The 15258-nt window shown below is 50.8% G+C and carries 10 protein-coding genes; all 10 read right to left on the bottom strand.

The window, feature by feature from the left end:
• Nucleotides 1–13 precede the first annotated feature (13 nt).
• Entirely contained in the window at nt 14–1414 is a 1401-nt protein-coding gene (gene gcvPA, locus LOZ80_RS37265; protein ID WP_283214727.1) for an aminomethyl-transferring glycine dehydrogenase subunit GcvPA, read from the bottom strand.
• A gap of 112 nt (nt 1415–1526) precedes the next feature.
• Entirely contained in the window at nt 1527–2309 is a 783-nt protein-coding gene (locus LOZ80_RS37260; protein WP_238169200.1) for an SDR family NAD(P)-dependent oxidoreductase, read from the bottom strand.
• Entirely contained in the window at nt 2302–5436 is a 3135-nt protein-coding gene (locus LOZ80_RS37255; RefSeq protein WP_238169199.1) for a beta-galactosidase, LacZ type, read from the bottom strand. Before LOZ80_RS37255 ends, LOZ80_RS37260 begins: the two co-directional genes overlap by 8 nt.
• Before the next feature lie 51 nt (nt 5437–5487).
• Entirely contained in the window at nt 5488–6300 is an 813-nt protein-coding gene (locus LOZ80_RS37250; protein WP_238169198.1) for a carbohydrate ABC transporter permease, read from the bottom strand.
• A complete protein-coding gene (locus LOZ80_RS37245; protein WP_238173222.1) occupies nt 6297–7238 on the bottom strand; it encodes a carbohydrate ABC transporter permease in 942 nt (313 codons plus the stop codon). The genes LOZ80_RS37250 and LOZ80_RS37245 overlap by 4 nt, the downstream gene beginning before the upstream one ends.
• A gap of 89 nt (nt 7239–7327) precedes the next feature.
• Nucleotides 7328–8605: an ABC transporter substrate-binding protein gene (locus LOZ80_RS37240; RefSeq protein ID WP_238169197.1), complete on the bottom strand. Its 1278-nt coding sequence runs from the start codon at nt 8603–8605 to the stop codon at nt 7328–7330.
• Between the two features lie 136 nt (nt 8606–8741).
• Nucleotides 8742–9947 carry a response regulator gene (locus tag LOZ80_RS37235; RefSeq protein WP_238169196.1) on the bottom strand — a complete coding sequence of 402 codons (1206 nt, stop codon included), beginning with the start codon at nt 9945–9947 and terminating at the stop codon, nt 8742–8744.
• Nucleotides 9925–11547 carry a cache domain-containing sensor histidine kinase gene (locus LOZ80_RS37230; protein ID WP_337950988.1) on the bottom strand — a complete coding sequence of 541 codons (1623 nt, stop codon included), beginning with the start codon at nt 11545–11547 and terminating at the stop codon, nt 9925–9927. The genes LOZ80_RS37235 and LOZ80_RS37230 overlap by 23 nt, the downstream gene beginning before the upstream one ends.
• Nucleotides 11548–11834: 287 nt before the next feature.
• Complete coding sequence (locus tag LOZ80_RS37225; protein ID WP_238173220.1) at nt 11835–13538, bottom strand: amylo-alpha-1,6-glucosidase; 1704 nt, start codon at nt 13536–13538, stop codon at nt 11835–11837.
• A gap of 626 nt (nt 13539–14164) precedes the next feature.
• Complete coding sequence (locus LOZ80_RS37220; protein ID WP_238169195.1) at nt 14165–15208, bottom strand: glycoside hydrolase family protein; 1044 nt, start codon at nt 15206–15208, stop codon at nt 14165–14167.
• Nucleotides 15209–15258: the final 50 nt, after the last annotated feature.

The raw sequence follows: 15258 nt of genomic DNA, 5'->3' as shown, positions 1-15258 counted from the left end.
CTATATACGTCGATCACGGTTTGCGAACGATAGTTTGAATGGTGTCTGCTAAGCGATCCAGATCCGCTTGCGAATGAATTTCCGTCACACAATAGAGCGCACATTGCCCCCATGCCGGGAACGAAGCGGACAAATCTTTACCGCCGAATATCCCTGCGTCGGAAAGCCGCGCATTAATTTGAGCGACCGTTAGCCCCGTATCGTTGAAATCAACAACAAACTCCTTGAAGAAAGCTGTTTCCCCGAATCGCAGGGAAATCCCAGGAATAGCGGCTAGTTTCATCGCCGCGTACTGCGACTTCTGCATAATAGTTTCGCCAACTTCCTGCATGCCGGAAGGCCCCAGCAAGGACAGGTAGACACCTGCGGTTATCCCCCATAATGCTGTCTGGGTACCGACAGACTCCTTCCCTTTCTCCCTAAGCGCGAAGGAGGTACGCTCGTAAGCCACATCGCCGAAGCCATACTCGCCTTCTACCTCCGTCGGCACGATGCCGAACAGCCGTGAAGGATATTCCATGACGTAGGCCTCTTCATCGCGCGTCGCGATGAATCCGGCTTGACCGCCGCCGTAATTCATATGCATGCCCAGCGGCTGCAAATCTCCACAGACGATATCGGCGCCGTATTGGCTTGGCGGCTGAAGAACGCCAAGGGAAATCGGGTCTACGCCAACGATGCAGATCGCATCGACGGAATGCGCAAGCTCCGATATGTCCTGTCCTTGGTCTTCGATAATGCCGAGGTAACCCGGATTCTCGAAGTATACCGCCGCTACATCGCTGGTTAGCTTGCTGCGCAAATCAGCCAAGTCCATCTTGCCGGTTGCCTCGTCGATCTCCACAAAGCGCAGCTCCATCACAGGGGTACAGTAGTTGTTTATGATCATCACTTTGTCTGGATCGACTGATCTTGGAAGCAAGGCAGCACGGCGTCCTGTTAGGCGGCCAGCCATCCGGATAGCGGTTGAGGCTGCTTGCGCCCAGTCGAAGGTGGGGACGTTGACGACGTCCATATCCACAAGTTCAGCCATCAGACTTTGATACTCGAACAGCGTTTGGAATCGTCCGTGATCTTCATAGGGTTCACCGGCATAGGCAGTCACGAATTCGGAACGCTGATTGATCTCGTCACAGACAGCCGGAATGAAATGCTGCCAACAGCCCGCTCCGAGGAAATTCAGATACGCAGCGCCATGTTTATTCTTGGCAAGCAAGCCGTCGATATGACGGCGCAGCTCATATTCCGTCATAGCTGGCGGGAGATTCATTGCCCGATTCAGCTTCAAGCTGTCCGGGATGGCGTCATGAAGCTGGTCCATCGAAGTCAGGCCGATCTCCTTAAGCATCGCATCGCGAACCTCAGGCACGGTATTCGGTATATAAGGATGGGCATAAGTTCTTTTATTAGGCAAAGGTAACGCCTCCATTCATCGGTGTGTACTTATCGATTTATACGCTTAGATTCTTAGCTTGCCGGGCGGGCTAGCCTGCCGGGCGCTTGGCAAAGCGGGACGCGAATCGTCCTCAGGCGATGCCGCCGCCATCCACAACAAGCACGCTTCCTGTGACCCAGGAAGACATATCACTCGCTAGAAACAGCACCGCATTCGCGATATCGCGCGGCGTGCCTAATCGCTCCAGCGGGCGACCGCCAGCCGAGGCGACCAGGAACTCAGCCTCGTTGCGCTGAAGCTGCTTCGCCTCATCACGCAGCAGCGGCGTGTCCGTATCGCCAGGCGATACGCAATTCACGCGGATGTTGGCGACACCATGATCGATCGCCATCGCTCGCGTTAAATTCACAACACCAGCTTTGGCTGCGCAGTAAGCGGCAGCGCGATCCCCGCCTTTAAGCCCCCAGCCGGAACCGGAGTTGATGATGCTGCCTCCACCTTCGCGCTCCATGATAGGAACGATGTATTTGGACAGCAGGTACACGCCCTTCAAAGAGACATCGATCACCAAGTCCCAATCGCGTTCTTCCAGTTCAACAACCGTTTTACGCCGAATAATCCCGGCGTTGTTGAACAGAATATCGATTCGTCCATGGGCGGCATCGATTTCGGCTGCAACACGCTCGCAATCGGCAGAGGAAGAAACGTCACAACGGTAGAAGCTTGCTCGACCTCCCTGTTGTCGAATACCAGCCACCGCTTGTTCCCCTTGCGTTTCATTAATATCAAGAAGGATCGAATAGGCTCCACAGTTGGCCAGCAGCTCAGCTGTCGCCAGACCAATCCCAGAGGCCCCCCCAGTGACAACCGCTATTTTTCCCGTTAAGTTCAATATGTCTTGTACGTTAAGCATGGTTAGTTCCCTCCTGTGGCTGGTTCGTGTTCATTTCTCGTCTCATTTGATGGCTCAGCCGCTCTGCTTGGGCATCTTCAGATAGATAGGGCTTAAGCAGCATCCTGAAACGGAATGCTTCTGATGCGACTGCGTTCTCTGGCGATTGAGCAGGTCCACAGCTATTGCTGCCCAGACCATTCTGCCTGTAGTCCAAATTCAGTGTTATGAAGTCCCGCGCGACAAGATCAGTCGCATGTTTGGCTGCTTCCAAATCAGCGTCCGTATAGCGTCTTGCGCTGAATTCAAGTGTCGGCGCTCCTGCGGCAAGCAGGCCGGTCCCGGCGCCATCCGTAATCGACACCCATCTGACATCGGTGCGGTTGCCATTTTCCTGCGGATAAATATAAGGAGTGAATAAGTCATCTACCGACTTCTGATAAACACCGAACCGTCCCGCTTCTTTACTATCCGAGTAGCTCTCTCCAGGGCCGCGTCCATACCATTTCACAGCATCCATGTCTCCTGGAATCTCCATTTGCAGTCCAATCTTAGGAAGCATCGCAGGAGGTTTGCCTTCCGGGACCCCTTGCACGTCAATGATGATGAGCCCTGATCCTGTTAGGGTGTAGGTCGTCTCACATCGGAAGCCCCAATCGAATACCGGAGGCGCGATGCGTGACTCCCACGTTATCCGAATCGTCCCCTCATTCACCCGCTCCCAGCGGCAGTGATCGATACGCTCGCTGAGTCTATCGAGATGAGCCTTGCGCCAGTCTGGCAGGACATACATGTCGTTATCAATCGGCGCACGCCAGAAATTGAGACGCGGCCCTGCGTTCATAAGATCCTTGCCGTTAATTCGCAGTGATCTAATTCCGGCAAGACGGGTATCGAACGTGATCGTAAATAAATCATTCGTGAGGATAAGCTCGCGATCTTTCTCCAGGCAAATCAAGCTGCGAATCGGCAGACTTGCTGCTTCTGAAGTGCTGTTCTCAACTGCACTTAACGCGAATTGTCCCCAAGCTATCTCATGTCCTTGCTCGCCCCAGATACAATCCGATGCAAGCGTGAAGCCGATATTCAACCAGCGCTCAGCCCCCTGTTCCAAGAAGGCGACCTGACGGTCTGCTTGGAATGGAATGCTCAGCTCTGCACTTTCACCAGGATCAATACGCGGCAGAACCAATATGCCGCTTTGGACAGTCTGACCTTCTACCGTTACGCTCCAATCGGCGTAGAGGTGATCGAGAGTCACAAAGTCATAGCGATTCGTGATCCGTATGCGATCCTCTTTTATATGCTCGACTCGAACAGGCTCGATAATTTTCTTATATTCAATAAGACCTGGCGAAGGTGTCCGATCCGGCCGTACAAGACCATCAATGACAAAATTGCTGTTGTTCGGCACATCGCCATAGTCTCCGCCATAGGCGTAGTCGTCTCTGCCATCCGCTGTTTTCCTGCGAATTCCGTGGTCAATCCATTCCCATACGAAACCGCCCTGCAACCTTCTATAAGCATCGAAAGTATCAAAATAAGGTCTAAGCCCGCCTGGGCCATTCCCCATGGCATGCGCAAATTCGCATAGGATATGCGGTTTTGGATGATCAATCAACTGGCCGAAGCCTGCCATCTTCTCCACAGAGGAGTACATGGTGCTCACAATATCGCACACTTCCGCTTCACGATCTTCTTCATAATGAATAAGCCGGGTTGGATCTGCTTGTTTGCACCACGCTGACATCGCCCGGAAATTGCAGCCGAAGCCGGACTCATTGCCGAGTGACCAGAATAGAACCGAAGGATGATTCTTGTCGCGCTCCACCATGCGGCGCACGCGGTCTACATAAGCTTCCTGCCAGGCAGGATCATCGCTTAACCGGGAAATATTGCCCAGAGGCTCGAAGCCGTGGGTTTCCAAATCGGTTTCTTCCATGACATACAGGCCATATTCATCGCAAATATCATAGAACCGCGGGTCATTCGGATAATGAGCCGTTCTGACCGCATTGATATTATGCTGCTTCATCATTTTCACATCTTGAATCATCGTCGTTAGCGTCACTGTACGTCCTGTATCCGGATGGTGATCATGGCGGTTTACACCTTTGAGCATGATCGCTTTGCCGTTCACCAAGAACTGGCCTTCCTTCACTTCGATCTTCCGGAAGCCCACGCGCTGGGCAGCTGACTCTATCACCCTGTCGTTCTGATCTACTAGACTTAAGGCCAAATGATAGAGTGATGGAGCTTCAGCGCTCCATAGCGCAGGCTTCGTGACCGACATGGAAAACACGAGGACCGTCTTCCCGCTAGCCGCATCAGCGATCTGCTTTTCGGCCGAAACAACATGCGCCCCTTCGCTATCCAACAGCTCCAGCAGGAGTTTCCCTTGCAGCGCTTCGCCTTGCAGTTCAACCTCAACAGATAATGTCGCATTGCTGTAGGCCGCGTCCAATTCCGTCACAATCCTATAGTCCACGATCCGCGCGGAGGATGGCTCCGAAATCAGATACACATCGCGGAAAATACCGCTCATATACCACATGTCCTGATCTTCCAGATAGCTGCCGTCTGACCATTGATAGACGCGCACTGCCATTCGGTTGATTCCCTGATTAATATAGGGGGTCAAGTCAAACTCTGACGTCAATCGGCTGCCTTGACTGTAACCTACGAATGCCCCGTTCACCCATACATGGAAAGCACTGTCCACGCCATCGAATTTCACGGCCAGCTTCCTGCCGTCCCAGTGTGAAGGAAGTTCAAACTCTCGCACATAGCTGCCTGTAGGATTATCATTAGGCACATGCGGAGGATTAACCGGGAACGGATAATATAAGTCCGTGTAATGAGGGTTTCCATAGCCTTTCAACTGCCAGTGGCTCGGAACCTGGATCTCATCCCAACCAGACAGGTCATAATTCTTTTCGTAAAAATCATCCGGCGCCCATTCCGGCCCTTTCGCATAATGAAACTTCCAATAGCCATTCAAGGATTTGAACCAAGGGGAGCTCCCGCGATCATAGCTCAAAGCCCCGGTCCGATCGGAGTACGGGATGAAATACGCCCGACTCTTCGTACGATTGCGCTCCAGCACCGCCAGATTATCCCAATCGCGTGTCACTTTCTCGTTACGCATGGCTGCTTCTCCTCTCGTCTCTCTATCATTCTATCTCTACGAATCTTGCATCTATCCTTTAATTCCCGTACCTGCGATACCGCCGACAATATAACGCTGCGCGAAAAAGAAAACAGCCAGCGGCGGGATGGAGATCAGACAGGTGATTGCCATAATGGACTGCATATCGACGCCGAACATGCCTTTGAACTGCGATAATCCAAGCGTCAATGTATATTTCGATTGATCATTTAGGAAAATGAGCGGTCCGAGATAATCGTTCCAACAGCTCATCATCTGAAACACGCCGACTAAGATCAGCGACGGTCCCATGAGAGGAACGATAATCCGCACGAGAATAGCGAATTTATTCGCTCCATCAATGGTAGCTGCCTCATCCAATTCACGAGGAAGCGTGAGGATGAATTGTCTCAGCAAGAAAATGTAGTATGCTGAACCAAAAAACGATGGGACTATAAGCGGTTTGAGCGTATTAATCCAGCCCAGATAGTTAAATTCCATGTACTGCGGAATCATGGTAACTTCCCAAGGAATCATCATCGTTGCGAGCACAATCAGAAATAATAGATCGCGCCCTTTAAATTCAAATCTCGCGAACCCGTAGGCTACGAGCGTGCAGGATATCAGTTGGCCTAGCGTGGACAACAACGTCACGATGACGGTATTTTTCAGGAATAAGTTAAACGGCTGAATCGTCCACGCATCGGCAAAATTGCCGAATTTCCAAACAGAAGGAATCCATTTAGGCGGGAAAAGGTACAGCTCGGTTGGCGATTTCAGCGCCGTCGTCACCGCCCAGAACAGCGGAGCGACGAACAACAGCGAGCAGACAATCAGCAAGCCATAGACGACTACCCGTTTCATGAAGACCGCCCCCTTCCGCTGGACTTCGCTTTCTTCTGCGGTTTGCGTTTCATTTCGCCTTCATAGAACACCCACGCCTCTGACGATTTGAAGACAAGGAACGTGAGACTGAGGACAATAAGGAACATGAACCAGGCATTGGCTGCGGAATACCCCATTTTGAAAAACTTAAAGGCATTCTCGTACATGTACATCGCGTAAAAGTAGGTTGATTTCAAAGGACCGCCTCCCGTAAGCAAGAGAGCAAGCGTCAGCTGTTGAAATGCCGCAATAATGGACGTAATAAGATTAAAAATGATGGTCGGACTGAGCATCGGAATCGTCACGCTGAAAAATTGTCTTAACTTGCCTGCTCCGTCAATAGAAGCAGATTCATACAGGTCCTTAGGTATCCCCTTGAGCCCTGCAAGGAAGACGAGCATCATCGAGCCCTGTCCCCACAGGCTGGCAACGACCATCGCGACCAGAGACCAATGCGCATTGTTCAACCAATTCGGACCTTGTACGCCGATAAGCGACAGGAAATAATTCAGAATGCCGTAATCCCCGCTGTACACCCAAGCCCAAATCATCGCAAGGGCAACACCCGAGATCACAGATGGCAAATAAAACGCCGTGCGGAAAATCGCGCTGCCGCGCACTTTCTGATTGAGCAGAATCGCCAGACCTAGCGCAACCGCGATATTAAGAGGAACAAACAACGCAGCGAATTTGATCGTCACGCCGAACGATTTCCAGAACAGCGGGTCATCCGTGAACATATCGATATAATTGCCTAAGCCGATAAAACGCACTTTCCCTACAATCGGCCAATCAAAAAATGAAATAATGAGCGAGAATAACAAAGGCCCTAACGTGAACACCAGGAATCCAAAGATCCACGGGAAAATGAAGAGGTAGGGAATGACCCCACCTAAGCTTCGTTTCCTTCTAGGCATGAGGCTGGCCAATGGTTTCTCTGCGCTTGCTTGCTGCGGGTAGGTCTGAGCCATCTCCTAACCTTCTTTCTGCAGAGACTGTAGTCTTCTTATTTCAAATAACGCTCGCTGTCTTTTACTGCCTGATCCAGCGCATCTTGAGCACTGCTGCCTTGAACGACGGCTTCTACAGCTGCCGATAGCTGGCGGTTTATTTCATTCCACTTGGCATTGAGCAGGAACGCTGGCGAGTTGTCGGAGCGCTGCAGCATGGTGTAGAACGGCTTGTATAGCGGGTCTTGATCCTTCTTCAGCTCGTTCACGACACTTCCTCTGACTGGCAAATCCGCTACGCGCATTTTGATCGCTTCGCTCCCAACATAATATTTGATAAACTCCCAAGCGAGGTCCTTCTGCTTCGAATCCTTCGCAATAGAAAGGGCGGATTCAGCAATGACACCTTTGACTGGTTTACCTGGGAATGCAGGCATCTCCACGGTCCCTACATCAATTCCTGCTTGTTTGAACGATTCCAGTGGCCAGATGCCGCTTTCCCACATGGCGATTTTCCCGGCTTTGAAAATATCCTCGCCGCTTTGCTGCCCCTTGCCTCCGGCTAACACGGCCGAACCGTTCTTGAGCATATCTCCGAAAATTTGAATAGCCCCGGCGGTTGCTTTGCTGTTCATGAAGCCGTTTATCGTTTTACCGTCATCCGAAATATAAGAACCGCCATTGCTCCACACGAAACCTTGCAAATCGTACGTATCATTCTCGGCACGAACACCAAATCCATACTGTTTATTCGCCTTATCCGTCAGCTTCTTAGTAATTTCCTGGAATTCATCCCATGTCCAACCATCCTTAGGATAAGGAACTTTGGCATTATCGAAAATCTTCTTGTTGTAATACATAACACGGGTCGTAAAACCAGCCGGAATCCCATAAAGCTTGTTGTCGATCGTCGCGTAATTGAACAACCCTTTGTAGAAATCATCCTTCTTCAAATCCTTATCCCCGTCAGCGTAGCTGCCAAGCGGTTCAAGCGACTGATGATACGTTGGGAAATCCCACATGTACATCACATCCGGAGGATTCGTAGCGCCGAAACCGGCTGCCAGCTTCTGATCGAAACCGTCAGCGTAAGCTTCTACTTGAACTACCGTTCCAGGATGATTCGCTTCGAACTTCTTCGCGATATCCTGCTCAATTTTCAGTGCATCTCCGGTATCCCAGGTGGCGAATCGAAGCGTTTTCACATTGGCTGAAGGGTTCGTCTCTGCCGGCTTTGCCGCTTTGTCTTTGGTACCTTCGTTATTCCCGCATGCTGTAAGCGTTGTAATGGTGATTGCAGATGTAAGGACAATGAGTGAAAGTTTCTTCTTCATTCGGTCAGCTCCCCTATCGATGAGTGAAGTAATAATAATTGAACCGCTTTCATCATAACTAAAATGAAAGCGGTTCAAAACCGATAACTATTCGAATGTTTGCGCTTTTTTGTTCGATTTGCGAAGACGGGTGCCGTTATGTTCGGAGGGTACCGTCTTTTTGTTGGGCACGGTAGTGGCTTGGCGTTTGGCCTGTGCATCGTTTGAACCATTTGCTGAAATATTTGCTATCCCCAAGCCCTGTTCGCTCAGCGATATCCTGCATCGTCAGGTTGGTATCCTTTAATAACCCATAGGCTAATTTGAGTTTGCGTTTGTATTGAAAAGCGACGAAGCTGTCCCCCAGCGCTTTCTTGAACAAGATCGAGAAATGGCTCCGACTGAGGCCAACCTGTCCAGCCACATCACTGACCGACCAATCTGCGGCCGGATTGTCGTGCAGCAGCTTAACTGCTTTCCAGATTGGCTCTGGCCAATCCGTGGCAGTTACGCCATAGGCTTTCTCCAACTCCGAAGCTTTATGCAAGGATGCTAGCGCTTCTAAGCGTTCTTCTGCGCTTGTGAGCGGCCCTCTTCTGGCCCACTGCAGCTTCGCGCTCTCGCTTTTTCGCTCAACCAGCAAGCCCTCTGCCGCCTTCCGAAGCGATTCCGGCACGATATAGTAGCAGCGCTCCTCGCCATAAGGAATGATCGCCCCTTCACAGAGCTGGCGGTCTTCTTGGGCGCTCTCCTTCAAAAGTTCAAGCCAGGATGCCTCACACCCGGACGTCTTGATGAGGTACACATACACCGGCTCCCCGTGGAAAGACCACACCTCGCGGGTCCGTTTCTTCATTTCCTCGACGAACTTGTCATTATGCCCATTCAGCCAAGCATAAAGCAGTGTTCCGAGACGCTCATCTTCGTCTTTACCGGGAACTGCCTGAGTGACGGCCGAGACGGATGCCGTCATCGCCAAATCATGCTGAAACTTCGCCAGCATCCCCTCCAGCTCATCATCTTCGAAGGCCGTCTTGAGCAAGTAGCCTGCCGCTCCCAGCTTGATCCCTTGCTGGGCATACTCGAAATCCCGGTGGCAGCTGAGCAGGATGATTCTTGTATCCGGCGCTGCTTCCTTGACGCGGCGCGACAGCTCAATCCCATCCATTTCGGGCATTACAATGTCCGTAATCACCACTTGAGGCCGATGCTCCAGGAAAGCCTCCCAAGCTTTCCGGCCATTCGGGGCGTCCGCCACGACTTCCATCCCGTATTTATCCCAAGGCACCGTGGAACGGAGCCCTTTGCGAACGATGCTCTCATCATCTGCGATAATCACCTTAATGGTCTTCGCTGTTTCCATGCGGACTCTCCTCCTTCTTAGGCCATTCCATCGTGATCGTTGTCCCTTCCCCTTGGATCGATTGCACAGCTAAACCATATTGCTGGCCAAAATGCAGCTTGAATTTCTGATCGGCATTCAGCACGCCCAGACCGCCCCTGCCTTTGCGTTTCGTATCACCGGGCTGAAGAAGCCGTTTTAATTTATCCGCCGGAATGCCTGCGCCATTATCGGAAAGCGCAAGCAGCAACTGATTCCCTGCCTCCCGCACGCTTAAACGGATCACTCCCTTGCCATCCTCGAAGCCGTGGAAGAAAATATTTTCGAACAATGGCTGCAGCGTCATCCGGGGAATCAGATATTGCTTAAGCTGTTCATCACAGACCAACTCATAGGTGAAAACAGGACCATAGCGGACCTCTTGAATTTTCAGAAAATGCTCAATCATTCGCAGCTCTCGACCAAGCGGAATGAGCTCCTGCGAAATATCCAAATTGCCTTCCAGCACCATCGTCAGATGATACAGCATTTGGCGGATATCCTCCGCCCCCTGCAATCTGGCTTTCCACTGAATGGAATTAAGCGTATTGAAGAGCAGATGAGGATTAATTTGATAATGAAAAGCTTTCAATTCCGCTTCCTTCTTCAGCCTCTCGCTTCGTTCAACCTCACCGATCAAAGTCTGAATGCCGCGCACCATGTTGTTGAAACTCGTATCCAAACTACCCAGCTCATCCCTGGCTTCCACCTGAGTCCTCGTCTGCAGCTTGCCGAAGCCGACCTTCTGCATCGCATCCTTCAGACGACGAATCCGCGCTGTGAATCGGGAGGAGAACCAATAAGCAAACCCAAAAGCCAGCAAACATGACACAACAGCAACCAGAATCGTATTGGATCTTATTATTCCTGAAGAACTGTAGAACAACCGGGCAGGCAACCTGGCCTCTAGGGTCCATTGATTGGCCGCAACTGTTTTGTTCCACACAATATCACTCGGTTGTGATGTGATTGTCGATTGCGTCTCATATATAATTCGCCCCTGCGGATTCGTTATTCTCAGATGAGCTTTCGTATCATTCTCAAACAGCTTGAACATATGCAGCAGATCCCCGGCATTTTCTTCAATCAGAATTTTGCTGCCGCGCAGCGCGCCATAAGGATTAGTAATCGGTACTGCTAAGCCGAGCACGGGGATCCCGGATTCTTCGCTTTCCTTCATGCCATGATTCTGCGGATAGAACCCCAGCCAATATTTCCCTTCCTGTGTATCCAACATCGATTGCCAAGCCGGGATCAGTCCGAGCTTCGAGACATCAAGATTATTTTCTCCATAGTAGTAGCCAGAGCTGGTAATGATATAGATGCCAGTAGTCCGATCTGTTTTAAGCGCTTTCAGAAGGACTTCAAAGTCATCCTTATCCATAATTTCTTTATACGTCGTCGGAGCCTGGTCCCCCAAATCAACTCTTGCAGGATCAAGCAGATAGGAGTAGACCGTCTCCGTCGTTTGATTCATACGATTCAAATAGGAGCTTGTCTGCTGCTCCAACTGAGCTACTGCATTCTCGCCGTATTTGCCAAACTGGGAATTAATCACCTTCGCGGACTGATAATAGGACAAAGCCCCAAGCGAGAGCAGCGGTATAAGCGTGACAATGAGAAAGCAGAAAAGCAGCTTCGTGCGAATGCTCCGATAAGAGCCAGATAGCAGGCGGATGTTTAGTTTCTTGAGCCAAAAGTCTTTGATGATCGCACCCTCCCTTCCAGCTTGCGCTGTCCACTGATACTCAAAAGTGTAGCATGGAACCGTTTATGCAAACAAACCGTATCCCCTTCATTCTGTCAAATGAAACGGGAAAAGCACCTCATCTCTGCTTATTTTTAAACAGGGAGAAGTGCAGGTTGTAGTTAGTTTGTTGTGTACTCATGACCTAATATTAGAAACACACTGGATGTCCATGTGAAAGCGCGGTCACGCAATCCTTGTCCCGTCATTGCGTCAAAATTCTCCGCCATTCCGCTGCGATCCAGCATAGCGCAGAATCGGCGGGCAACTTCCTCCGCCAGCTCGCGATCCCCCGCTGCGGCAACGCCTTCAACAAGCAGCATCGTCGACGGTGCCCAGATCGGTCCGCGCCAATAGCCGTCTGGCTGATAGTAAGAGCTCTTCACACTCTCTGTCGCCCAGCCATTGGGAGTTAAGAAGCGCTCTTCATCCCGCAAGCCCTTCAATAAAGCTGCGCGGATTGACTCGGGAAGCCGTTTGCCGAGCAGGATTGGCACAAACAAGAGGAGACTGTCGCCTTCTGACAACGCGTGCGTGCCTGAGCGGCAAGCCGTGAAATGGTCACCCTTCCAGAAATGACGAATCATCTTCTCCAGTGTGCCCTCGGCAAGCTGTCGCCATTCCGTCGCTTCTTCGGTGTAACCGAGCAGACCTGCAATCTCAGCAAGCAGTTCAACTTGCAGAATGAGAAAAGCCGCTAAATCCGGGCTTTCTACAGGAATGCCATTATTGAAAGCCGTGCTGTTATCCCACCCAGAGTCATTGCCGTGATTGTATTGCGGAATGCCGTCTCCATCGCCGTCCCGATAGCGGAACCACCATTTCGTCCATTTGGCGAGAGGGCCGTACACTTCCCTAAGCTGCGCATCCTTAATATAATCCGTTCTGGCCATCATCCAAGCCAGCGTCCAGCCGTGTATCGGCGGCTTGTTGCAGTTCCAGAGCTCGTATTTATCATTGATGAAATCCGGGATCAAACCGCTCTCGTCCTGGCGGTCAAAGAAAATCATGAATTGATCCCACGCCAGCTTAGGATCATGACGAACGAGCGCCATCGCATTGAAGCAGTGGTCCCAGCTCCAAATATTCGTCATCCAGTTCTTCGACATATACATCGCTGGCCGCGTCAAGCATCCTTCTGCCGGAACGAGGCAGGACCACGTAATATAAGCTGCAAGCTCCCTGCTTTCTTGCCATCTCTCCGGCAAAGGCAGCGTCCTATCCAGCCACCGCGTAAATTCTTCCTTCGCTGTCGCCACCGCGTCATCGAAGGATTCCCAAGCCGCGCGCGGCTCCCATACCGTATTGAATTCCTCTATAGCAAACTCGGAAACGCCCGTTTGATCGTCAGGTATGAAATCTGCGATGACGTAAGAGCTTTTGATTTTGTCCCATGGCACTTCCATCTTCAAGTCGCCAACCAGTGCCGTCAGCATGAACCTGCATCCATGCGTGAAGCTGTTCACTTCCCAGCTGCTGGAAGCTGCTTGATAAGCATAATCGTAGGCAGCCGTGCGGAATGTTAAACGGATTCCACATCCCTTCGTGCGAATCCGAAACGTTCGGCGATCGGAGATGCAGATCTCCGCTGATCCTGCTGCCGAAGCAAGCTGAATTCGCTCCGGGCAAGCGATGGCCTCGAAAGGCACGGATTGGCCGCTTGCATCCTGGATCGCGATATGAAAGGCCTCGCCGAATTTATCGTCGCCGCCGCGCACCGTGCGCAGATACAGGCCTTTTTGTCGATCTTGGGCTTCCGGCAGAATCGAGATTGCCAAGAAGGATTCTCTACGGCTGAAAGGTACAACGTTCAGGTCAAAGTTCATCATTAGTCTCCTTTGCGAAAACAGTATGCGCTTTCATTGTAACGAAAGGAGCGTTCAGGAAGAACCGACAGTTGTTTGTGCGGGGGAGGTCATTTGTTGGGTGTTCGTGAGGTTGGGGGTTTGGGGTGTCATTTTGTTAGGGGATGTTCGTGATATTGTTCGAAATGGCTGATTCTCCCGAGCATAACCATCTGGCATTCGTATTTTGAAAGCAACGTTTGCCGAGAAAAGTTGCTCTTCCCTTGGGAGTAGTCGTTACTAGACTACAGTTAAGAGTCTCCAAAGACTCCTATTCCTCTGAATGAGCCGCTTTTGGCGCGTATAAGAGCCTTTAGAGGCTCTTATTTCTTCGTTTGGGGGAGTTTTGAGGGGACGGATTGGAGATAAGAGTCTCCAAAGACCGCTATTCCCCAAAATGAGCCACTTTGGGCGCGTATAAGAGCCTTTAGGGGCTCTTATTTCTTCGTTTCGAGGAGTTTTGAGGGAATGGATTGGAGATAAGAGTCTCCAAAGACCGCTATTCCCTAAAATGAGCCACTTTGGGCGCGTATAAGAGCTTCTATAGGCTCTTATTGGTCAAGAATAGCCGGAGGTTTTCCAGTTAGCTCAGGGTGTGCCATGTGAATTCATTCATTTGTCGGGCTGCTTGTTGCAACGGTAATACAACGAAACTCAAACCGCCCTTCAAAAACTTCCAGCTTGGTCTGATCTCCTGATCGATAATGCCTGCTCGCGCAATAAAAATGATATAGAACCCCATTCCAATAGATGACACTGGACTTATGGGCATGGATTTCATCCAGCTCCTGTTCCCCCTGCGCCCCGTGTGGGATTAAAGGCTGCTCGCCGCAGTTCCAAACCTTTAAATCGCTAGATACCGCCAAAGCACCCTGCGCGTGATTGCCATCAAAACCAAATGCAAAATTCACCCACTGCCGACCATCATGCTTGATACAAGGATCACTGATAAATTGACTAAAGAAGCTCCCTTCCTTTACTTCAAGCACGGGATTCCTCTCATAGCGCTCCCAATGGATCAAATCGTTCGAGAAAGCAAGCCCCGTCTCTTCATTCCACGGCCACTCGTCATCTCTCTTCGCATTGTAGAACATCCAGTATTGACCCTCTTGCTCGATCACACAGCATTTGTATAAACCTGCCTTCTCCCAAGCCGCTCCACCTTGATACGTAAAAACAGGCTGATCCAGCCGATGCCATTCCAGCAAGTTCTCATCCTCTGTCCAGGCCAATCCCATGACGGCTCCGCCTGCTTCATAGCCCTTATCCGGGTAGGCGTGATACATCAGCCAATAGCGATTATCTATCTTTTTTAGTCGCGGCAAATCATATAGGCCATTGGACTCCAGCAGCAGCCAAGATCCCGCGGCACCTACGTGATCCCATCTTTCATCCTTTTTCAATCGCGGAAGGATCATCGCCTTATGTTCCCAATCCAACAGGTTGGAGCTCGTCGCAAGTGCTGTCTGATAGCCAATTCCGTCAAATCCTACGTACATCATATAAAAACAATCTTGATGGGCAAAAACAAATGGGCAATCGACAGCTTGCGAGTCGAAATTCCCCGTTATTCCAGATCCTTGCATTACTGGTCTCCCTAACTTAAATGGGGTATGTACGTGATCAAATTGCTGAATATCCATCTTCGACATGATGAACCACCTGGCTTTCTTATTTTGTAAAAACACCTGCCCTCCCGTGA

Source organism: Paenibacillus sp. HWE-109 (assembly GCF_022163125.1).
In the GTDB taxonomy this organism is placed as follows: Bacteria; Bacillota; Bacilli; order Paenibacillales; family NBRC-103111; genus Paenibacillus_E.
Note: the sequence above shows the minus strand (reverse complement) of the source record. Positions and strands in the feature narration are given on the sequence as shown.

Bases quoted from the DNA above. Each gene is read 5' to 3' on its own strand.
- LOZ80_RS37220 (WP_238169195.1), bottom strand. From the start codon at position 15,208: ATGTCGAAGATGGATATTCAGCAATTTGATCACGTACATACCCCATTT.
- LOZ80_RS37260 (WP_238169200.1), bottom strand. From the start codon at position 2,309: ATGCTTAACGTACAAGACATATTGAACTTAACGGGAAAAATAGCGGTT.
- LOZ80_RS37250 (WP_238169198.1), bottom strand. From the start codon at position 6,300: ATGAAACGGGTAGTCGTCTATGGCTTGCTGATTGTCTGCTCGCTGTTG.
- LOZ80_RS37255 (WP_238169199.1), bottom strand. From the start codon at position 5,436: ATGCGTAACGAGAAAGTGACACGCGATTGGGATAATCTGGCGGTGCTG.
- LOZ80_RS37245 (WP_238173222.1), bottom strand. From the start codon at position 7,238: ATGCCTAGAAGGAAACGAAGCTTAGGTGGGGTCATTCCCTACCTCTTC.
- LOZ80_RS37240 (WP_238169197.1), bottom strand. From the start codon at position 8,605: ATGAAGAAGAAACTTTCACTCATTGTCCTTACATCTGCAATCACCATT.
- LOZ80_RS37225 (WP_238173220.1), bottom strand. From the start codon at position 13,538: ATGAACTTTGACCTGAACGTTGTACCTTTCAGCCGTAGAGAATCCTTC.
- LOZ80_RS37235 (WP_238169196.1), bottom strand. From the start codon at position 9,947: ATGGAAACAGCGAAGACCATTAAGGTGATTATCGCAGATGATGAGAGC.